General features: G+C 62.7%; 19 protein-coding genes and 3 pseudogenes. 10 read left to right on the top strand and 12 right to left on the bottom strand.

Annotation, left to right across the window (positions count from 1 at the left end; all coding sequences use genetic code 11):
* Positions 1–355: 355 nt before the first annotated feature.
* A complete protein-coding gene (locus ACSFBL_RS29245; RefSeq protein WP_435519314.1) occupies positions 356–1,642 on the top strand; it encodes a serine hydrolase domain-containing protein in 1,287 nt (428 codons plus the stop codon).
* A gap of 48 nt (positions 1,643–1,690) precedes the next feature.
* On the opposite strand, the pseudogene ACSFBL_RS29240 reads toward ACSFBL_RS29245, so the two are convergent.
* From ACSFBL_RS29240 to ACSFBL_RS29230, 3 genes and pseudogenes are all read right to left on the bottom strand, one after another.
* Positions 1,691–1,921: pseudogene (locus tag ACSFBL_RS29240) on the bottom strand (IS21 family transposase); the annotation flags it as partial.
* Positions 1,922–2,661: 740 nt separating this feature from the next.
* Positions 2,662–2,847: a universal stress protein gene (locus tag ACSFBL_RS29235; protein WP_435519313.1), complete on the bottom strand. Its 186-nt coding sequence runs from the start codon at positions 2,845–2,847 to the stop codon at positions 2,662–2,664.
* Positions 2,848–2,862: 15 nt separating this feature from the next.
* Entirely contained in the window at positions 2,863–3,183 is a 321-nt protein-coding gene (locus ACSFBL_RS29230; protein ID WP_435519312.1) for a universal stress protein, read from the bottom strand.
* Between the two features lie 1,178 nt (positions 3,184–4,361).
* On the opposite strand from ACSFBL_RS29230, the gene ACSFBL_RS29225 reads away from it, so the two are divergent.
* Entirely contained in the window at positions 4,362–4,835 is a 474-nt protein-coding gene (locus ACSFBL_RS29225; RefSeq protein WP_435519311.1) for a nuclear transport factor 2 family protein, read from the top strand.
* A gap of 24 nt (positions 4,836–4,859) precedes the next feature.
* Here the strand turns inward: ACSFBL_RS29225 and ACSFBL_RS29220 are convergent, their stop codons facing one another.
* Complete coding sequence (locus ACSFBL_RS29220) at positions 4,860–5,798, bottom strand: LysR family transcriptional regulator (protein WP_435519329.1); 939 nt, start codon at positions 5,796–5,798, stop codon at positions 4,860–4,862.
* 158 nt (positions 5,799–5,956) lie between these two features.
* Here ACSFBL_RS29220 and ACSFBL_RS29215 point away from each other — a divergent pair, with 158 nt between their 5' ends.
* From ACSFBL_RS29215 to ACSFBL_RS29205, 3 genes are all read left to right on the top strand, one after another.
* A complete protein-coding gene (locus ACSFBL_RS29215; RefSeq protein ID WP_435519310.1) occupies positions 5,957–6,925 on the top strand; it encodes a Bug family tripartite tricarboxylate transporter substrate binding protein in 969 nt (322 codons plus the stop codon).
* A gap of 19 nt (positions 6,926–6,944) precedes the next feature.
* On the top strand, positions 6,945–7,529 hold the full coding sequence (locus ACSFBL_RS29210; protein ID WP_435519309.1) for a VOC family protein: 585 nt from the start codon (positions 6,945–6,947) through the stop codon (positions 7,527–7,529).
* Between the two features lie 120 nt (positions 7,530–7,649).
* Entirely contained in the window at positions 7,650–8,855 is a 1,206-nt protein-coding gene (locus ACSFBL_RS29205; protein WP_435519308.1) for a flavin-containing monooxygenase, read from the top strand.
* 318 nt (positions 8,856–9,173) lie between these two features.
* Here the strand turns inward: ACSFBL_RS29205 and ACSFBL_RS29200 are convergent, their stop codons facing one another.
* Positions 9,174–9,479, bottom strand: a complete 306-nt coding sequence (locus tag ACSFBL_RS29200) for a DUF4124 domain-containing protein (RefSeq protein ID WP_435519307.1) — start codon at positions 9,477–9,479, stop codon at positions 9,174–9,176.
* Positions 9,480–9,618: 139 nt separating this feature from the next.
* Here ACSFBL_RS29200 and ACSFBL_RS29195 point away from each other — a divergent pair.
* A pseudogene (locus ACSFBL_RS29195) lies at positions 9,619–9,820 on the top strand (IS110 family transposase); the annotation flags it as partial.
* On the opposite strand, the gene ACSFBL_RS29190 reads toward ACSFBL_RS29195, so the two are convergent.
* The 4 genes from ACSFBL_RS29190 to ACSFBL_RS29175 form a co-directional block, all read right to left on the bottom strand.
* Positions 9,742–10,308 carry a hydroxyisourate hydrolase gene (locus ACSFBL_RS29190; protein WP_435519306.1) on the bottom strand — a complete coding sequence of 189 codons (567 nt, stop codon included), beginning with the start codon at positions 10,306–10,308 and terminating at the stop codon, positions 9,742–9,744. The pseudogene ACSFBL_RS29195 and the gene ACSFBL_RS29190 overlap by 79 nt on opposite strands.
* A 644-nt stretch (positions 10,309–10,952) precedes the next feature.
* Positions 10,953–13,010: a glycoside hydrolase family 28 protein gene (locus ACSFBL_RS29185; RefSeq protein ID WP_435519305.1), complete on the bottom strand. Its 2,058-nt coding sequence runs from the start codon at positions 13,008–13,010 to the stop codon at positions 10,953–10,955.
* Between the two features lie 56 nt (positions 13,011–13,066).
* Positions 13,067–14,368, bottom strand: coding sequence for an MFS transporter (locus ACSFBL_RS29180; protein WP_435519304.1), 1,302 nt, complete (start codon positions 14,366–14,368; stop codon positions 13,067–13,069).
* Between the two features lie 26 nt (positions 14,369–14,394).
* Positions 14,395–15,231, bottom strand: coding sequence for an NAD-dependent epimerase/dehydratase family protein (locus ACSFBL_RS29175; RefSeq protein ID WP_435519303.1), 837 nt, complete (start codon positions 15,229–15,231; stop codon positions 14,395–14,397).
* A gap of 347 nt (positions 15,232–15,578) precedes the next feature.
* On the opposite strand from ACSFBL_RS29175, the gene ACSFBL_RS29170 reads away from it, so the two are divergent.
* Positions 15,579–16,268 (top strand): FadR/GntR family transcriptional regulator, encoded by a 690-nt coding sequence (locus ACSFBL_RS29170; RefSeq protein WP_435519302.1) that lies wholly within the window; start codon positions 15,579–15,581, stop codon positions 16,266–16,268.
* Positions 16,269–16,566: 298 nt separating this feature from the next.
* On the top strand, positions 16,567–16,743 hold the full coding sequence (locus tag ACSFBL_RS29165) for a DUF3563 family protein (RefSeq protein ID WP_435519301.1): 177 nt from the start codon (positions 16,567–16,569) through the stop codon (positions 16,741–16,743).
* Positions 16,744–16,803: 60 nt separating this feature from the next.
* Here ACSFBL_RS29165 and ACSFBL_RS29160 read toward each other — a convergent pair whose 3' ends face one another.
* Positions 16,804–17,427 carry an OB-fold nucleic acid binding domain-containing protein gene (locus ACSFBL_RS29160; protein WP_435519300.1) on the bottom strand — a complete coding sequence of 208 codons (624 nt, stop codon included), beginning with the start codon at positions 17,425–17,427 and terminating at the stop codon, positions 16,804–16,806.
* 172 nt (positions 17,428–17,599) lie between these two features.
* Positions 17,600–17,875 (bottom strand): hypothetical protein, encoded by a 276-nt coding sequence (locus ACSFBL_RS29155; protein WP_435519299.1) that lies wholly within the window; start codon positions 17,873–17,875, stop codon positions 17,600–17,602.
* A gap of 411 nt (positions 17,876–18,286) precedes the next feature.
* Between ACSFBL_RS29155 and ACSFBL_RS29150 the strand changes: the two are divergent.
* Positions 18,287–18,621 (top strand): annotated as a pseudogene (locus ACSFBL_RS29150) (PRC-barrel domain-containing protein).
* 453 nt (positions 18,622–19,074) lie between these two features.
* A complete protein-coding gene (locus ACSFBL_RS29145) occupies positions 19,075–19,371 on the top strand; it encodes a hypothetical protein (protein WP_435519298.1) in 297 nt (98 codons plus the stop codon).
* A gap of 425 nt (positions 19,372–19,796) precedes the next feature.
* Here ACSFBL_RS29145 and ACSFBL_RS29140 read toward each other — a convergent pair whose 3' ends face one another.
* Positions 19,797–20,465: a YbaN family protein gene (locus ACSFBL_RS29140; protein WP_435519297.1), complete on the bottom strand. Its 669-nt coding sequence runs from the start codon at positions 20,463–20,465 to the stop codon at positions 19,797–19,799.
* Positions 20,466–20,937 lie beyond the last annotated feature (472 nt).

Below are 20,937 nucleotides of genomic sequence, written 5' to 3'. Positions count from 1 at the left end.
CTGCACCGACTTCACGCGCCGGCGCGCGAAGTCCCCGCGAGATTGTCGACTGCGCGGAAAGCGCCAACACAGATTCGACCCTCGACGACATCCTCGGCTGCGGACTCTGGGAGTCGCGCACGGAGGAATTATTTGAGTTCAACCCTGTCTTGCCACCCAGCCTCAGGCTGGTCGATACCGGTGCCCTTCGCTCCCCGTTCTAGTCGCCCCAAATTGCTCCATGCCATCCAGCCGCGCGCGAGGCCGGCGTTGATATTTAGGCGGTCAACCCCTGCGTGTAAGAACGGGACCATCCATCGGAATCTGCGGGTGTAACTTCTATCGTTGCAATGGATCCCCTTCCCCTGGTGCCCGAATGTCCATCGAACCACACTCGAACCTATTGCGGGCAGCCGACGTGGCGACCTGGCCCGACCCAGAATTGACGGACCCGCGTCGGTTGGGGTGGATGGAGGGATCGCCACCCGCGATCGGCAAGCTGATCCGCTTCGCCGATGGGGACCATCTGACGTTTCCAAAGTCGCGCTGGAGCCTCAGCCATCTGCGTGAGCTCATGCCGACCGCGAACGTCTCCCGTGGCGATGCGCCGCCAAGCCGGCTACCCTCAGCGCTGCAATCGTTCGACGATCTCACGTTCGTTTCGATGCATGGCGAGACACTCAGCTGGCGCCAGTCGTTGCTTAGAACCTACTTTGACGGCGTCGTGGTACTTCATCGCGGCGTGCTGGTGTTCGAAGACTATTTCGGAGAAGGTGCTCGGCAGCGAGAGCATGCCATGTTCTCGGTGACCAAGTCTCTCGTCGGCACGATGGCTGCCACGCTGGTGCACGATGGCGTGGTGGACGCAACGGCTCCAGTTGGAGCCATACTTCCCGAACTGAAGACCTCGGCCTTTGGCGACGCCACCGTGCGCGAGGTAATGGACATGCTGGTTGGCGTGGGCTTCTCCGAGAACTACGCGGATCCCAACTCCGGTATCTGGAGCTTCAGCCGTGCCGGCGGGCTGAGGCCTTCGCCTACCGATTACAACGGGCCATGCAGCTTCGCCCAGTTCCTGACAAACCTGAAAAAGGACGGTGAGCACGGCGCTTACTTTAGCTACAAGACTGTCACGGCGCAGGTCCTAAGCTGGATCATCGAAAAAGTCACGGGATCCTCCTTGGCCAGCCACTTGTCGACGAGTATCTGGCAGCAGCTTGGTGTGGCACACGACGCGTCGATCACAGTGGATAGCCACGGCGCAGGCTTTGGCGGCGGCGGCATGTGCGCCACCGTGCGCGATATGGCGCGCTTCGGCGAGATGATGCGCAACGGCGGTAGGAAGGAAGACCTTCAAATCGTACCTGAAGCGGTGGTGGTCGACATCCAGCAAGGCGGTGACCGTGAACGGTTTGCGCGAGCCGAACTCTACCGCGCCACGTTGCGCGGTTGGTCCTACAGAAGCCAGTGGTGGATCAGCCATGACGAACACCGATCCTTCATGGCGCGCGGGATCCACGGGCAGTGCATCTACGTCGATCCGGTGGCTGAAATGGTCATTGCGCGAACCGCATCCCACCCGGTCGCTCTTAGTGTGGCCAACGATCCGATCACGCTTCCAGCGTTTGCTGCGCTGGGTCGATTCCTGGCAGGTAGTCTCTGACCCGCTCGTAAGGCAGCCGCCGCGTACGATGGCCTCCTCGCTGGGTTTTGTAGGTGCCAGTGGACCCACACTGCCCATGGGTCCACTTGATAAGCGCCTGCCTTGGCATTTTGTCGGCTCCGAGCCGAGGGAATTTGCTGCCGCGGCTGCGAAGCGCTTCTGGTATCCGCGGATCGTCTTGCGATCGATGCCCGTGATGCGCTCGATCTCCCGTTGGCTGGCACCGGCGGCCAACAAGGTCCAGATGGTCGTCTGCAAATGCGGCTTCAAGACGTTCACTCCGTTCTCCCCTTATGGCTGAGGGGGAAAAGTAAGCGTCCTGCCCGGAAGCGACTGCCGGCAAAGGCCGGCGCCGCCTACACCGTCACGGCTCGAGGGCCGAGGCGGGGGAATTTACGTGTCGATAACTGGGGGAGTTTGGGTGTCGTTCGGGGCCTTGCAAACGAGGTTCGCTTCGATCGCGCATGCCATCCGCTCACGGACGCGGGCGCGCGGGCCTGACGAAGCGCGAGCAACCACCGTCGTCGCCCGGTCAACGCCATTCTGCGCACAGCCGTTTTTTATCTGCAGAGATTTTGCGAAACAGCAAGGATTGACGATGGGGCCTATTGGTTGGGTTGTGTTGGCGACAGGCGCCATTGCGGGCGTCGCCTTCATGCGCCACAGGATAGGGAAAGAGCTCGAACACGGCCAGCCTACCCGGGGTTGACAATCCCCTCGGGACATGAGCCCCGTCGGCACGCCTTGGGGCTTATTTTTGAACGGCGACCCGCGCCGTCCCTGACCTCGCGCCATCCCTCGCCAGTGGCCTCTGCGTCCTCGGCGCGGTCGAGGTGCTCGGCCTGCAACACCAGAACGTCGTTGCCGAATTGTTGCGCGGCGACCTGGTGCAATCCGCGTCGCCGGCTCTTGCGCGACGCGTAGACGGCTTCCTGGCGGTTAGCCTCGACTAGTGCTTCCTGGACGGAGGGTTCAGCAGTGGCGACCTTGATTGTTTGGGGCTAGCGGTGGCGCCCGCGCTATTCCATCGCCAGTGCGCCAGCAGGCAGGCTCATGTGAGCTGCGGCCGGATGCGCTGCGGTCGTGGCAACGACCTCGGGCGCACGCACCAGCAGGACCGGCACGGTCGCGTAGCGCAGGATGTTTTCCGCGCTGCTTCCAAGCACCATGCGCCCGACACCACGGCGTCCATGCGTGCCGAGCACGATCAGATCCGCAGGTCATCGGCTGGCCTCGGCCGTCACCAACACATGGACGAGGCCGGAGAACGTGTCATTCAGGATCGTGTCGACCTCGATGCCGGTGGCGGCAACGATGGACTTCGCCTGTTCGAGGACCCGTGCGCCGTTTTCGCGAAGGATGCCTAAGAGATCTCCGCCGTAGCCCGCATAGGCTTCCATGCCGAAGGAAAACGAAAGCTCGTCCACGACGTGAATGAGGCGCAGGCGGCCATGCGTGAGCTGGGCGATGCGGATGGCCTCTTCCAAGCCGCGCATAGACGTGGTGCTGCCGTCGACGGGAACGAGAATTCGTTGGTACATGGCGCGCTCCTTTCAGGAGGCTGGTGCATTGATTCGGCAACGGATCCGACACCCCTTCTAGATCCTTGGAGACGAGTGGTCTGTGCGGCAGCGCACGAAAATGGCATCACGGTCGGAATTGCGAGCGGGGGCGCGATTCGCACATCGCGGGAAACGGGACAGTGCCCGGCAAACGGAGAACCTCCCACAATCGGCGGGCGCCTAAGCAACATCTACCCAGCGCCAGAGGACTGTCACTGCGTCACTTGGCGGCCAGTGGATGCATAGGGTCAGTGCATGAGCGTACGCCCAGTCTGACCTCGCGGCTACCGTGCCTGCGAGCAAGTCTTTGTCCAGTAGCGAGTTGGCTTCGATCCAGGGGCCCATACTGCTGCGGACGTGCGCGTAAGGACGCCCAAGGTCATCCCGAAGCCCCTGTTCCGGAAGGAGCGATGGCCATTCGCGCCGAACCGAGAAATGGTTGCCTGCTTGGCGCCCCGCCCGATGCCGAATGGCAGTGCTGGCTGCGTCACCTGGGTTCTCTGCGTTCGCTGGTACCTGCGCTTTAAACTGAGCCTGCGAGACTTTGTCGAGAGGATGGCCGAACGCGGCCCCGCCTTAGCTCACACGACGATCGTGCGCTGGGTGCAACGAGGAATGGCCGGACTCTTCTCCTCTTTGCCTGGGCCCCGGGTGGGTGTCGGCCCTCCGAAGTCATCACCGTGTGATGCGATCATCCGATTGTGAGACATCAGTCTCATTTGTGGCGTTGTGGGTATAGTCAATGCATCTAGCCAGATGTCTACGCCGATACGGAGGCAAAATAGATGGGCACCACCACCTGCCCATTGGACATCGGATAAACCGCGCAAGGGCAGGAGTTCACCCCACGCGCGAGAGGAAACACCCGTGCGCATGCGCAGCCCATGGCTCGGCGACCTGCCCTCTGAGCCGGCGACTTTCATGCGGGTATTGCCTGTCGCGGCGGGTGCGCGCGTGTCCATGCGGTTGGAGGCGATCGCCTCCGGCGCTTACTGCGCTGTTCGTGTTTTGTCGGACGCAAGTGCAACCACCGAATGCCTCAGCAAAGAGTCAAGATTCGTTTCGATGCGCAAAGCGGTCTGCGCATTGATTGCCTCGCCAGAGCCGGTAGGCGTAGCTCTGAATTCAAGAATGACCGTACGACAAACGGAAACATCATGAAAAGCATTCGTCGATTGGCGTTGGCTGGCGTGCTTAGTATGACCGCCGCTGCAGGTACTTGGTCGGCCGAACCGATGAAGCTGCCGCCAATGAAGAAGCAGGCCACGGTCGAGAAGGTGGTCGCTGAACACGTCGATGCGCTCAACAAGAGCGACTGGAACCGCCTGATGGCACAGTACCCTGGCAATGCGGAGATTCACTTGCCCAACGGCCAGGTCGTCAAAGGCCGGGCGGCCATCGGCGAATTGTTTGCCGGCTTCGTCAAGGCGCCGCCAGACGGACTGAAGGGTATCCGTTTCAGCCAGCTGAGCGCGTTCAAGAGCGGAGGAGCGCTTGCAGTGAAATGGAAAGCCGAAGCAGACTTTCTGGAAGAGCCGTATTTCGGTTCCGATGCCTACATCACGCAAGACGGCATGATGGCCGCAATGGTCAGCACATTCGATGGCTCCAAGTTGAAGTTCAAGAAGTAGGCAAGCTCGTTGGGGCGAGGGCACTCAACTCTGGTACATCGGCCAACGCCGTGTGGGTGTCGCCACACGCGGCATGTCATCAAACAACCCGGTGATGAAATCGACAAACGTCCTGACCCGGAGCGTCTGGACGTTGCCACGCGCATAGAGCATGTAGATCGGTGGCGCATCGCTGCTCCAGTCCTGAAGAACGGGCACCAGAACACCAGCCGCGACGGATCGTTCGGCCGTCATCGCGATGACATGCGCGATGCCATTGCCCGCGGCGGCCAGGTCGACGAGTGCTTGGCCGTCGTTGATGCAGAGATTGCCGCCCACCTCCACCGCTTGCGTCTCACCGTCGCGCTCGAAGGTCCATTCCTTGCGCGTGCGCCCGTCCGGGCGCAAATACTCGATGCAGTTGTGGTCCACAAGGTCGCGGGGATGGGACGGGGTCCCATGCTGTGCAAGATACGCGCGCGACGCGCAGGTGACGAATTTCAGATCGGCAACCCGGCGCGCAACAAGCCTTGAATCGGGTGGATCGCCAATGAAGACGCCCACGTCGACGCCTTCCGCTTCGACGCTTTTCGCGCCTGGCGAGATCACCACTTCGAGCTGGAGTTCCGGATGCTCTCGCAGGAAACGGGGCAGCTCCGGCAAGATGCGGTATCTCGCCGGGGTGACGTGGAGCATCACACGCAATCGCCCTCGTGCAACTTGGTGCGCTGAGGATATCTCGCGCTCGGCCGCTTCCAGGTCCGCAACGATGGCCTTGCAGCGGGCGTAGAACCTCGCGCCTTCGTCGCTGAGGCGGGCGCCCTGCGTCGTACGCACGAGCAGTTGGACCTTGAGACCGGCCTCCAGCGCAGAGATCGACTTGCTGACCGCTGACGGCGTCAGGCCCAGCGCCGTCGAGGCCGCGGCGAAGCTTCCCAACTCCGCGGTCCGCACAAAGATGCTGATGCTTCGAAGATGCTCCATGTTCTTCCTCCATGCGAGCGTTGGTCGACACCCCGAAAGTACTGCGCGCGGCATAAACAAGGTGAATTTATTTCACGTCTTGTGTGCCTCTCTCGGGCTGGCGCGATCGGGAGCGCCCGCCTAAGCTGACTGCAAATTGAACGAAAGGGAAATCGGCAATGAGCACGCGGCGCCTGGTTCGACTTTGGGTTCTGCTCTCGTGTCTGGTCGCCATGTCAGCGGCACACGCCAAAGACTTCCCGGTCAAGCCAATCCATTTCGTCATCGGCAGCGCGCCAGGCTCGGTCATCGACCTCGTTAGCCGTCAGATTGCCGAAGGCTTGGCGACGGAGCTTCAGCAGCCCGTGGTTGTCGAGAACCGATTTTCGGCCGGCGGCATCGTGGCGCTGGAGGCATTGAAAGCCAGCCCACCCGACGGCTACACGCTGAGCATTGTCGCCATGCCGCAGATGAGCGTGAGCCCCAGCTTGTTCAAGCAGTTGCCCTATGACCCCGTGAAGGATTTCACGCCCATCGGCATCCTGTACCGCGGACCGCAGTTCCTCGTTGTGAACCCTTCTGTGAACGCGACGTCGCTGGCCGCTTTCATCGCCCACGCCAGAGCCCATCCCGGACGTCTGCGCTACAGTTCCCCCGGCAATGGCACGCCGACGCACGTGCTGATGGAGCAGTTCAAGCACGAGGCGAACATCGACGTGCAGCACATTCCCTACAAGGGGCCCAGCGCGAATACGGCAGTGCTCAGCGGCGAAGTCGATGCGCTCCTGGAGGGCGTCGGGCCCATGATTCCTTACGTTCGCAGTGGTGCCCTGCGCGCGCTTGCCGTCACCGGCTCCCACCGTGTGGACATGGCGCCCGAGATCCCAACGTTCGAGGAGTTGGGGATCATGGGCGTCGATGCGGTGTGGGTCGGGGTCGTCGCCCCGCGCGATCTGAATGAGCCAGTGGTGTCAGTGCTTCATCGGGCCCTCGAGAGGGTGCTGCAGGAGCCCAGCCTTCGCGCCAATTTCGACGCGGCGGGCAGAACGATCCACCTGAGCACGCCTCAGGAGATGACGGCAATCATCGCTGAAGAAATTCCGCGTTGGCGCGAAGTCGTGCAACGTGCTGGCATCGCGCCGCAATAGAGCCGTGGAGCACTTCCTCATGACGACTGAGACCCGAAGCCCATTGCGCATTGCCGAAGTCGTTCTTCGAACGTCGCGATTCGACCAGATGAGAACCTGGTACGCGTCGGTACTCGAGCTTGCTCCGTACTACGAGCATTCACCGCCGGTGGCTGCGCAGTGCGCAGGGGAAGGCAAAAATGGCGAGCCCATATGGACCGGTCCATCGCGGTTGAGTTTCTTCAGATTGCTGTTGGACCATCCCTACATCCAGGTGGTCGCACTGTTCGATATCTCCGCTACGGGATTCGCTGATCCGGCCGGGCCCGGCCTGCATCACATGCAGTTGCGCGACGCGTCGTTGGTGACGATGGCAGAGCGCTACCGACGGCTCAAGGTTCTTCGTATCGAACCGTTCAGAACCGTCGACCACGGTCCGACGCTGAGCTTTTACTATCACGACCCGGATCGGAATGTCGTCGAGATCGCGGCGAGCAAGCACGAGTCCGTAGAGGCCTACCTCGCTGCGCTGGCGCGTCCCGAGTTCAAGCGCAATCCGTCGGGATACCCAGTTGACGCCGACGCTGTGACGGCACTCATCTGCGCGTCGGTTGAGCATCGGTGAATCAGAACTCATCTACGAGCTGAAGCGAGCGACGCAACGCGCCTGAACAATGCCGTTCCAGCTGTATTGGGTTGGTCGTGAACGCCGGAGTGCCATCCCGGCCAACCAAAGGAGACCGCTATGACCCAAATCGTTCCTTCTGCCGTCTTTGCATTCAGGCAACCGGACGCCGACGCATTGCGCGCGCGCGGTGGACCCGATGCGAATGGAGCCCCTCGCTTCAATGCTGCGGCAAGCGAGAGCGCCGAGCAGCGTTTTGACGTCATCGTCATCGGCGGCGGGCAGGCCGGGCTCTCGGTCGGCTACTACCTCGCCCGCAAAGGCCTGCGCTTCGTGATCCTCGACGGCGGCGAGCGCGTCGGTGACAGCTGGCGCCGCCGCTGGGATTCGCTGCGCCTGTTTTCGCCGGCGCGTTTCGACGGGCTGGCCGGCATGCGCTTCCCGGCGCCGCCTCGCTACTTCCCGACCAAGGACGAAATGGCCGATTATCTGGAAAACTATGCGGCGGCTTTCAAGCTACCGGTGCGCACCGGCGTCAAGGTGAGTGGACTGACGCGGGTCGATGGGCGCTATGTGGTCGACGCCGGCGAGGCACTCTATCTGGCTGATCACGTGGTAGTGGCGGCGGCAAGTTATCAGAAGCCGAAGATTCCCCACTTCGCGGCAGATCTGGATTCGTCGATCCACCAAATTCACGCGTCAGGCTACAGAAGCCCCTCGCAGCTGAAGTCCGGGGGCGTGCTGGTGGTGGGCGCGGGCAATTCAGGGGCGGAGATTGCCTCCGAGTTGGCGCGCACGCATCAGGTCTGGTTGGCCGGCCGGCACCCAGGACACATCCCCTTCGAGCATGGCGGCGCCCTCGCCTATTACGTGGTGGTGCCGATACTGTTCCGCCTGATCTTCCACCGGCTGCTTTCGGTCGATACGCCGATAGGTCGCAACGCGCTGCCGAACTTCCTCACGCATGGCACGCCCCTGATTCGCCTGAAACCGAAAGACCTCGACCGTGCCGGCGTCCTGCGCGTGCCGAGCATGACTGGCGTTCAGGAGGGACTGCCGCTACTCGAGGACGGAAGGCGCCTGAACATCGACAACATTGTCTGGTGCACTGGCTTCCAGCCGGGGCTGGACTGGATCAAGCTGCCGGTCTTCGACGCCTCGGGCCGGATCGATCAATCTCGGGGGGTGGTCGCCCATGAGCCGGGACTGTATGTCGCGGGTCTTGCCTTCCAGTACTCCGCGTCGTCGGGAATGATCCACGGCGCGGCACGAGACGCTGAACGTGTCGCCGACACGATCGAAGAGCGGATGCGCGTACATTCATGAACAGCGCTCGCCACGCAAGCTGCGCACACGCCCAGATCCCAACGCGACCAATTGTTTCGCTGAGGTCTCGCGCAGCGCTGAAAGCGCACGCCTTGAAGACTTGGGCGGCGATGCGAAACAGTGCAACGTATTCTTGCGCCGCTGGACCAGGTAGCGACGACGGCGCGGCGTTGGGGCTGCTGAGGACGCGACGTGTTGGCACTACAACCACCAGCGCCGTGCCGACCAAGCAAGGGCGCATCGACTCGTCGAGCGATTCAATCTACCCGGCGTTCGCGGTTCGTGACCAAACATGGCCGACGTACCTGCCGCTCTGAACTATTTCACCTCTTGGTTCATTGATGCTTTGGGTCTGGCTCGAGCTCCGTGCTCGCCGATGAAGCCATACTGTGCGGCAATATCTTTCGCTTGGGCGCTGACCATGTTCGGTGCCGCAATCCGGTCGGCAGCATTCTTCGAATCCGGATGTTGACCATCAAATACCGCGCCGCATGGCCGATCGGACAGCGTGGTCTGTCCGTTGCCGTCCTTGCAGCGGTAGACCCCTGCGTTGGCTGCGGCGCTTGCCGCCCCGATGATCAGAACGATGAACGTCTTGTCGAGTCTCGAAATCACAGGTGGCATGGAGGTCGTCCAAGGTTGTTTCGCCGCATCCTAGACGCGCCTGCAATGGAGACACTCGACCAAACCGTCAAGTAAAGACGATCCGTGACAAAACACGCAGGTTCGCGGATCGTCCCCCTGTCGACCCGCGCTCGCACGAAGCGATGCGCAAGCCATCGTCGAGGCCGCCAGTCGCCTGGCAATGAACTTCGTTACCGTCAAGTCCGTGGAGCCGTCATAAAAGCCGTCCATCGCGTGCGCGAGCTGATGGGCCGATGGGCCATCAGCGCACTGCGCTGATTAACCCGGCCAGGGGCCCGCTGGGTGAACGAGGCGTGGCGTTCGCTAAGTCGCCCGAAGCAGAGCCTTGGGGTTCCGGGCGCTTGCAACGGTGAGGTCGAACATCGGCCAGACAACCGCAATGCAGATCGTCCGGCCAGTTCTGGCGCTTGCAGAGCACACCTCTTTGGACGACGACGTCAAACGAGGCCATCGTTCCGACTACCTGCCCCAGGACCTTGCCGTCCTTCATCACAACCCGGGAGGCCGAGACCGCGACCTCGTTCGTCTGGCGCGCGTTGTCCCCGTTCTGCTTCACCGGGGAGGTCAGCTCCGAGCCCCCGACTGAGGCTGCCCCGCGAAAGCAGGACAGTCCCCAAGGGGTCAGCTTCACCGGAAGGTGGTAGTGCCGCGAAAGATCGGCCAGGCCGAAACGAAAGCACTGGACGTCCATGAACGCCGGCTCGGGAAGCGTCTGTCCGCGTGCACGGTAGCAGTCCCCTACATGCAGCCGCATCTCGTAGACGCCCACGTCAAACAGTTGGGCCTGGCCCTCGAACCCGTCGACCACGCCATGCGCCCTACATTTCCGGCAACCAAAGGCTCCCAGCGTTCGGGCCGTCCTTGCTGGCCACTTGCCTGACGCAGGATCTCCCCCCGCATGCCGATGGCAACAACCCCGTTGGCCACGTCGACGACGTGGATCGACACAGCTTGCATCCTCGCTCCTTGCGTTCCCGCGCCTCAAGCGCAAATGAGCGAACCTAACGGATTGGACGCCGGTCCATCCCTGGCGAGCTCCGCCGGTCCTCGCAGTCCGGAGGCCCGAGCGCAGCGCGCGTCACGAGCTGCAGGGGCTGCAGGCGGATTCGCGCGCGTCGGGAACGACCGACTGCCGTCTTGGCCACCTGAAGCCGGGGCACCGTCAATCAAAGGGCGGCACAGGGCGTCGGAACGCCGTGGGTATCGGCCGGCAAGAAGAGTTCCTCGGTCACTGCCAGCAAGGAACTTCCGAAATCGAGCGGCTGACACGTTGTGCTCGGACGCGGTGCCCGTCAAGCCGGTCCCGCTGCAGGATGAGGAGACTATCGGTTCTTCTTGCGCACGCTGGCCAAGTCGAGCATCCACTGGAACTTCTCCCGGCCTACGTCTGCGATGGTCCTTCTCGCCCGTGGCAATCGTGCCGGCGTTGATGTCGTGAGTCTGCGCCGCCCATCATCGGATGTCGGAGATCGTCGTATTGAGCGTCTTCCCTGCAATGACCGTATTCACCAGGGTGATGTCTTTCAAGTTGTATGCATAAATAGGTCCCGCCACGGTCGCGCTGGCCGGGCCGGCGGCCGTCGGGCTGCCGAAGTCGCAATCCACAATCCTGACGCCCTGGATGGCCGGAACGGCTGGCGTGGGCGCCGGGCCGTTGTAGTCGAATGCAACAGGGCCCTGCGCGACGATGGCCTGGAAGCACGAGCCGGTAACTCCGCCCAGAGTGACGTTCTTCGCCACGACGTTGGAGATGTTGATGTTCTGCAGCAGTGCCGGCCGGGTGCGGATGGCGTCCTTCGCTGGCTGGTAGTCGCAATCGAAGGTGACGATTCCTCCTTGCGAGGCCGAGGGATTGCTGCTCGCCGGCGAGCTCACGCCAATGGGCACGTTGGCGTTGATGGGGCTGCCCGGCAGAAGGCTGCTTCCGTAGCCGGCGCCCGTGAGACTGACGCCATTGGGCAGCGTGACGCCGTCGACGTAGAAGTCCTTGACGTAGCCGCCGCGGTTCATGTTGGTCTTGACCCGGATCGCGATGTTGAGTGCATTCGTGGCCCAGTACTGGTTGAGCATGGCCAGGTTGCGGCAGTAGATCTTCTCGATGCCGCCTCCCATCTCGCTGCCCAGCGTGATGCCGCCATGCCCGCTGTTCATGGTGCAGTTCTGAATGACGTGACGGATCGCCGGGCCGTATTCGCTGTCGAGGTTCTTGCCGGACTTGATGGCGATGCAGTCGTCGCCCGTGTTGAACACAACGTCCTCGCACAGCACGTTGTCGCAGGCGTCCGGGTCGAAGCCGTCGTTGTTCGGCCCGATGCTGTTGACGGTGACCTTGCGGATGACTACGTTCTTGCAGTCGGTCGGATGGTGTTGCCAGAACGGCGTGTTTTGGGTCTGGTAGCCTTCCATCAGCACATCGGTGCAGCCCAGGAACTCGACCATGCAAGGCCGCAGGAAGTGGCCGGTGCCGAAGATGCGTTGTTCAATCGGCACGCCCGCCTCCGACAGTGCCGGCAGGTAGTTCTGATCCTGCTGCCAGGGCGTGACGGGGTTCGTCAGCAACGCGTACAAGGCGTCGGCGATTCCCGGTGCGGCAATCTTCAGGTCGACGTTGAGGGGGTTGACGCTGGCTTGGGACGGCGTGCTTGCGTTCACCACGCCGTAGACGCCCGTGTTGCCCTTCCAGGTCCACCAGCAGGTGCTGGTATTCCCGGTACCGGCAAACGGCGTCATGGCCTGACCGTTGAAGATCGAGGTGTCGCCTTCGCCGGTCACGGCGATGCGGCTCTGGTTGCGTGCGTAGATCGGTGCGCCGTAGTTCAGGCAGTCGTTGGCTTGCCAGCGCCCGTAGTAGAGCTTGCCGTTGGCGCCGCAGTCGATCGGACCGTCCTTGGCATAGTCGGCGGGGTTGTTGCTGAAGTAGATGGTGCAGTTCTGGCTCAGGTGGAAGTTGACGTTGCTCAGCAGGACGATCGGGCCGGCGCAATACCAGGTCCCCGATGGCACCACGACCCGGCCACCTCCCGCGGCATTGCAGGCTCCGATGGCCGCGAGGAACGCCGGGCGCGAATCGAAGGACCCTGGCGCATGGGTCGTGTCGGCACCGACGCTCAAGGGTGACTTCGACGGGTCGGTGTACGGATTGACCGCCGCCACCGTCGCGCAGGTTTGCGCACCGTATTGCGTAACGAGAAAATCCTTGGCGATGAATGCCGATTGATTGACGCCCTGCAGGGAGTCGATGATCTGCGTGCCCAGGCCGGCAGGTCCCCAGATCGGATCGACGGCTGCCGGTGGGACAGGCGCAGGTGCGGGGGCCGGTGCCGGGGCGGGTGCGGCGGCAAGCGGAAGGAATGACGATCCGCCACCCCCGCCGCCACAAGCGGTGATCAACGTGGCGCCGGTCGAGGCGCCGATCACGGCCATGAATGCACGCCGGCCCAGCGGGTTCGTGGTGGCTCCCGACGATGCCGCGCGCTCGGGCTGCTTCTTACCAATGGGCTTGCTGCTCATTTCTCTTTGCTCCGTGTGTTTATTTGAGATTTCGTGAGGGCGGTGGGCGGTAGCGACTACCTGGCCGCTGCGGTTGCAACTGCTGGGACGAAGCGCGACTCCGGTACCCGGTCACCGCTCTTCGCCAGGAAGCAGACGACCAGCGCGGCAAGGATGTCGAATGCCGCGAGCAGCACGAACAGCGGGCTGTAGCCGACCTGCGTGACCAGCACGCCGAACAGCGCGGTAAACGCTGCCGCGCCAAGGTAACCGGCCATGCCGCCCATGCCTGTGGCCGTGGCCACTTCGTTCTTGCCGAACACATCGGAGGTGATGGAGTACAGCGCGCCCGACAGCGTCTGGTGCGCAAAGCCACCAACGCACAACAGCGCGATCGCGACGTACGGACTCGCGACGAATCCGACGCAGGCCGGGCCGATCATGCAGACCGCGCCGACCACGAACACCATCTTGCGCGAGGTGAACAGCGACACGCCGGCGTACTTGTGGAACAGCGGGCTCAGGTAGCCACCCAGCACACAACCGATGTCCGCGGCCAGGAAGGGCATCCAGGCGAACATGGCCACTTCCTTCAGGTTCATGTGGCGCTCGGTCATCATGTAGAGCGGTATCCAGGCATTGAAGGTCTGCCATGCCGGTTCCGACAGGATGCGTGGAATGCCGATCGACCAGAAGTCGCGGCTCACGATCATCTGCTTCCAGCTGCGCTTGCCAGCGGCGGCGGGATCGTTGTACTTGGCTTCCTGCCCCGAAAGGATGTAGTCGCGCTCGGTGTCGGACAGCAGCTTCTGGTCGCGCGGATGGCGGTACACCAGCATCCACACGATGCTCCACGCGATGCCCAGCGCGCCGACGATCAGGAAGGCCCACTGCCATTGCCCGTGCATCAGCGACCAGACCACCAGCGGCGGCGCCAGCAGGGCACCGATCGACGAGCCGATGTTGAACCACCCGATCGCCACCGAGCGCTCCTTGGCCGGGAACCATTCGGTCGTCGACTTGACGCCAGCCGGAATGCCGGCCGCCTCGGTCAGGCCCAGCAGGCCGCGGAAGAAGGCCAGGCTCTGCCAGCCCGTCGACCATGCCGCCGCGGCACAGGCCAGCGACCAAGCCAGGGCAAAGATGCCGAAGCCGAGCTTGGTGCCGATCGCGTCGAGCAGGTAGCCGGCGACCGGCTGCATGAACGCGTAGCAGAGCTGCCATGCGACTACGATGTGCGAGTACTGCTCGGTCGTGATGCTGAGGTCTTTCATCAGCGTGGGCGCTGCCACCGACAGCGTGTTGCGTGCGAGGTAGTTGACGATCAGCCCGGCGGAAACCAGGCCGACCATGTACCAGCGGATGCCTTTGATCTTCATCGCGTTGTCTCCTTGTTTGGTGTGGCTCAGGCGTGGGCGGCTGCAAGCGAGTCGGCCGTTTCGGCCCCGTCATTGCGCGTGTGGTTGACCGCGACGAAGCTGCCGCCCTGGAAGCGCTGGCCCAGCGCATCCAGCGGATTCGGGCGGCCCAGGACCTCCGCCGCAAAGTCTTCGGCGTTCTGTGTCGGGCGGTAGTCGAGACTGGCCGCGGCGCTGCGGTTGTCCCACCAGCTGCGCGTGTTGGCCGAAACGCCCCAGATCGTCAGGAAGCCCACGTCTTCAGCTTCGACGCAGCGGTCGATGAAATGCAGGAAATCCGCATGGCCGAACCAGGTGCTCAGGTGACGCGGCTCGGTTGGACGCTCGACGCAGCTGCCGATACGTACGCAGATGCTTTCGATGCCGTGCTTGTCCCAGTACATGCGCGCCAGGCCTTCGCCCCACATCTTGCTCAGGCCATAGAAGCCGTCCGGGCGCAGCGGGCAGTCGATGTCCAGATGCTCGGTGACCGGGTACATGCCGATCGTGTGGTTGGAACTGGCGAAGACCACGCGGCGCACGCCGTTGCGGCGGGCGCCTTCATAGACCTCGACCAGCGCGCGCAGGTTGTTCTCGATGATCTCTGGCAGGGGTCGCTCCACGCTCGTGCCGGCCAGATGGACCAGGACATCCACGCCCTCCAGCAGGCGATCGACGACCGCGCCGTCGCGCAAGTCGCCATGCATCACGTCTTCGCCCGCGACCAGCGGCACCAGCGGCCTGCTGCCGCCGGCAGAACGCAGCGCAATGCCGCGGCCAATCAAGGCTGAACGAAGCACGGCGCCAAGTTGGCCGCCGGCGCCGCTGAGGGCGATTTTCTTCATGAGGATCCTTTTGTTCGCTGAAAGAGGTTGTACTGAACAAGTATCTAGTTGTCTGATGTCCTATGACTTGCGTTAATGTGCGTCACTTGTGGCGTCATCCGATGCGGGTTTACCCGAAAAAATGTAGCAATTCGTCCCGACCAAGAGGCCAGTGACGTCGCAGTATTGGGAGGTTTTTGTCGGATGTCCGATGACTTACCCAATTACTGATCAGGCGGCGGCAGGCTCGGCCTATCATTGGCGCCATGCAAGACCCCTCGTCGAAGCTCAAGGAAGAGCCCGTCGACGCCGATCCCGGCGCCGCCGCATTGGCCAATCGCCGGCAAGGCAGGGGGTTGACGCACGATTTGGTCGAGGCCCTTGGCGGTCAAGTGCGCAATGGGGCGTTCAAGCCGGGCGACAAGCTCCCGACCGAGTCGGTCATCATGCAAACCTTCGGCGTCAGCCGAGGCGTGGTGCGCGAAGCTCTTTCCCGCCTGCAGGCGGCCGGCCTAGTCCAGACGCACCACGGCGTTGGCACCTTCGCACTCGAGCCGGCAACTCAGGGCCGGTTCCAGTTCGACAGCGCGGTCGATGGCAGCATTTCCGACATGCTCGAAATGCTGGAACTACGCACCAGCATCGAATCAGAGGCCGCTGGTCTGGCGGCGATTCGTCGCACTGACCAGGATCTTCGAGAAATGCGAAGCGCGCTTCATGATTTCGAGCAGCACCTTGATGTCGTTGGTGAGACAGTCGCCCCGGATTTCCGATTCCACCTCGCAATCGCGCAGGCCACCGGCAACCGCTACTTCAGCAATTTGATGAGCCACCTCGGGCTAGAGGTCATTCCGCGTACACGGGTCTCTTCATCCTGGCTCGACGTCGAGCAACGCGCGCAGCACCTGCAGAAGGTGAACCAGGAGCACCAGGACATCTACGCAGCGATCGAGCGCCGCGAACCTGAAGCCGCGCGCGCCGCCATGCGCATTCACCTCGTCAACAGCCGCGAACGACAGAGGAAGGCGCACGGCGACCCCGCCCCTCACTGCCCGTGACAGCTATGGGGTGCGTGCGCCAGCCCGATCAAAGATGTCGAAGCATAAGTTCGTGCCGGCAGGACATGGCGCGAGGTGACAGCAATTGATAAGACCGGAGGTCACCGTGCATTGTGCTTGCCAGCGTTTTTTTTCGGTCAAGTCAACAAGGTTTGCATGCACGAATGTGCACGCTTGCCGGTCGGCGCCTCGAGCATGCCGGCAACCTCGATGAGACCGGGTGCAATCGTCCTCTCCCCTCCAGTCGTGCACTCCACCATAGGCAAAAACTAGGGTAAACCCTTATAATTGCCTCACCATGAAGCACATGATCCATCGCGCGCTGGCCGCGCTCAAGCGCCCCTTCCAGACTGACAGCAACTTCGAAGATGCCTACCTCGCTGGCGCCGTCGACATATATGACCTTGAGCGCCGCATGAGCGAACTCGACCGGCGGCATAGCCAGTGCCCGTTTCATCTCCAGCATTCCGTCTGAACAATCACCTATCGAAAGTCCCGGCTTCCAACGCGCAATGCTCCGAGCAGCTGCGTGTGGTCAACGAGCTTCATCGCCACCAGAGCGACTGGACGCCTTCTCGCTCTCCCACGTTCCTTCGACGGTCAGGACCTTGGCACCGAGAAACACCGTTCGCTGCGCCTCGGAAACCTGTGGCCACACGATGATCTTCAGCGTCCCGGTTTCGTCCTCGAGCGTGGCGAAGATGACGCCGTTGGCGGTTCTGGGGCGCTGACGATGCGTCATGATGCCGCTCGCCCTCACCTTCTGGCGGTCCCTCGCCTTGCTCCGCAGGGCCTCCGAGGTCTCGATTCCCCAGACGGCCAGTTGGTCCCGGATCAAGGCGAGTGCATGCCTGCGCAGGCTCAGGCCCATGGCTGCGTAGTCATCTGAAATCTCTGCGCCCTCGGGCGGCTCGGCAAACGCGACCTCTTCCTCGACGGTCCGTGCCTCGCGTAGCATCTTCGTCGGCCGGGTGTCGACGCCCTTGGCCGCCCACACCGCGTCGGGACGGTGCCCCGCGAGGGTGAGCAGCGCGTCCGCGCCAGAAAGACATTTGAGATCGTGCGCGTCGAGCGCCGATCGCATGGTCAGGTCCTCGACGCTCGCAAATGGCGCCTGCGCACGCGACGCCACGATCCGCTTGACCGCCTCCTCGCGCATGCCCGAAATTCGAGAAGCCCAAGCGGACGGCGCGCAGCGCTGTGGCGTAGGTCGTGTCCCAACGCGGCGATGCAGCGCCCTGGGCCGGTTCCTCCAGGGTGGTCTCCCATTCGCTCACGGCGACGTCGACAGGGCGGACCACGGCGCCGTGCTCGCGCGCATCGCGCACCAGCTAAGCGGGCGCATAGAAGCCCACGGGCTGCGAATTGAGCAAGGCCGCTAGCATCGCGTCGGGATGGTGCCGCTTCAACCAGCAGCTCACGTAGACCAGCAGTGCAAAGCTTGCCCCATGGGATTCCGGAAACCCGCAGCTTCCAAACCCTTCGACCTGCCTGGCCAGACGCACCGCGAATTCCTCGCTGTAGCCCTTCTTGAGCTTCGCTCGACGAGCTTGCGCTGGTGGACCGCTAGGCCGCCGCGCTTGCGACGTGGCGATTCGCTTCGGCAAGCTGCCGGACTCCAGCGCGATCGCCCGCCTCATCGGGCGCTGACCGCTCATTGTCGCTGCGGCGACGGGGTACCTTGAAATGAACGGGATCCCCGAGGAGCCCGAGGCGATCGCGGAACATGCGTTCGTGATTGCAGGGCCGGTCGCTTGGAAGGAACTGCTGTTCCGACAAGGCGATCGACAGATACGGATACAGCCCAAGGGTTGATCAACAGCGCCGTGCGAGCCGGCCTCGGCATTGCGGTCGCGAGCCTTCCGAGCTTCAGCGAGGATCTGGACAGCGGTGCGCTCGTGCAGTTGCTGGTGGGCTGGGAACTGGGCGCCATCGAGGCGCATGCGCTTTTCGCCAGCTGGCAGTCCGCCAAGCAAGCGCCCCCAGCGGCGCGGCCGCATCCACCGGGAGCTTTGGTTATGGAAACTACTTCTGATGTCATCTCTTCCGAACGCGTCGAAGGAACAAATGTCTACGACGCGTCGGGCGATAAGCTGGGCACGATCGACGATCTGATGATCGACAAGTCTCCGGTCAGGTGCGCTATGCGGTCATGGAGTTCGGCGGCTTCCTGGGGATGGGTGCCGATCGCTATCCCGTGCCATGGAACATGTTGAAGTACGACACCGCGCAGGAGGGTTATGTCGTGCCGTTGGAAAAAACCCAGCTCGCAGGCGCTCCCCGCTACGACGACAGTGTCCCGGACTACGACGACACCTACCGAACCAATCTGGACAAGTACTACGGGCTCTGAAGGGCCATGCGAGTGAGCAGCCGTTTCGGACTTCGCATCAGCATGCGCGCCGCGGTGACATGAGCGAGGTCGGCAGGGCGCACTCAACGTTGTCATGGTCGCCGGGGCCCACGGATGGATTTCGCTGTCGAGGCAATGCACGTGTGGCGCCGGCAGCCACTTCAGCGGCTCTGACACCACCTCCGATTGCGATCATGGTCGCCGACCTGAACCGCCGCGGATGCGTTTGTTGAGCCTTGCTGTCAGGCCGCGAGCCTGATCAAGCTTGACCAAAACCCGCTATTTGATATCAAACTTATGGCTTGTCCGGGGAAACATTGGAAGCGGGAAAAGCCCGATTCGCTGGAGCGCATGCGTGAGAAATCGCACGATCGTGGTCGCTATGAGGGAGGCCCTGCCATGACCGTGCAGTAGTTGCGTGCGGGAGTCGGTCGCATTTTCTAAAGTACAACCATGGCCCTCTACATCACTGATCTCTTCACAGCACTTGCTACGGCTGACCATGTCCATATCGATAACCACGCCGTTTGCGGGTTTCACTTCATCGGAACCGCGCTTGCCGTCGTCGTACTCGAGAACGGTGACGAACTGCGCATCCACCGCCAGGTCGTCAAGATCATCGATGGTCTGAGTTCATGCCGGCCTGAAGATTTCGGCGCGCCACATGCCGTCGACTTCATGATGAATGGACCGCGTCCCATGAACGAAAGCGATCTGCCGCAAAAGGTGAGAGAGTCCGACGAAGACTGAGCCGGGCGCGCCAGCCACAAGCGCGGGCGAAGGACAGGCGTTCGATGGCAGCCACCGTGCCCGCTCGTTCCTTCGGACGTTTACTGCGCGGCCGGGTCAGAGCCGCTAGGCGTCCGCACGTACATCGCCCACTTGACCGTGAGAATGTCCGCAGCGATCTTGGCGGCGTTTGCCCCGACGTGGATTCGGCGGGATCGAATTCGAAACCTTCGCTATACCGCACAACCTCCGCGTAGTCCTTGTCAAAAACCATCGGGCCAGTGAGCCCGGCAGGATCGACTCCTGCCGGCACGGCCAGGAACTTGTCGGCATTTGTGGCGCTTTGGTAAAGGTCGACGGTCATCAGGGTCATGTCGCATCCTCGATGGTTGCGGTTCAAAACGAAATCTTGGCCCGCCGAATCACCAAGTGCAATCGGCTTGCGCCTACATCCGTTCGCCCGAACTCAAGGTCGAACTTCGCGCATCGCGGGACGCAGGAGTGGCTTGCACGGCGGTCGGTCCTAGCAGTGCTCTCGTTTCTCGGTCGTTCAGGACGACTCCTCTCTGGGATGCAGGAGCAGGTAGCTGGCCGGGTCGCCTACCTATGGGCAGCCAATGTTGGCATCCTTGCAAACGGGAGCCGGACGAATCGAACTGGTGCCAACTGTTGGGCGCCTTCTCTGGTCTCGCAGCACTGGTCCCGCGTCGGGCGTCCCGGGCCTCGACCGCGGCGGACGGCGGTTCGGGACGCAGCCACAACCAGGCAGCGACGAGCGCCATGCACAGCGGCACAGCCATCCGGGCGGCCTGCGGCACTGGCAGGAACTGGAACAAGATCGCGCTACCCATCATCCCGATGCTCGCCCCCCATTTGGCCCGACGCGGCATGAAGCCGCCCTGTCGCCATTGCCGGACATGCACGCCATACCGCGGATGGCCGAGCAGCCACGACTCCAACGCGGGCCAGCCGCGACCTGCGGCCCAGGCGGCGACGAGCACGAAGGGCACCGTTGGCATGACCGGCAGGAAAATCCCTATCACCCCCAGCAGCAGGCACACCACGGCCAACGTACGCCACAGAAATAGGGCGAAGACTGCGCGCAGGTGAATCATCCTGGCGATCCTTTGGGCTGACGTTGAAGAATGGGTTGAGGGGCTGAGCGTATCGTCACTGACGCGCGGCCATCGACGATCTCGATCTTCACCGGCTGCGCCGTCTTCGTTTGGGGTTCAGGGCGATCCCTCCAATAATTCGGAAGGAAGTCCGCTTCGCCCCCATTCAGGAAAGAAGCCGATCCCACTGTCTCCCCGAAGACATCGGCCAGCGCCTCCTCCGAAATGTCTGCAGGGACGCGCAACACGTGAAGTCCCTTCGAAGAAATTGCAAGCCGCACGGGTTCCATGCCGAGTGGCTCGACTTGCGCTCAGTGAATTGTCTCGTGATCGCATTGGTTGAAGCTGTGAGAACCGTGAGATGTGCATGCCCCTCGGCATGTATTGCCCGAGCAATGAAGAACACCTGAATGTTGGTGGCCAACGTGAACTTCTTGTCACGACTCGACTATGAGGGCGGGCACCGCTCCCA

This window comes from Variovorax glacialis (assembly GCF_051216375.1).
GTDB lineage: Bacteria > Pseudomonadota > Gammaproteobacteria > Burkholderiales > Burkholderiaceae_C > Variovorax.
This window is presented reverse-complemented; position numbering and strand designations above follow the sequence as displayed.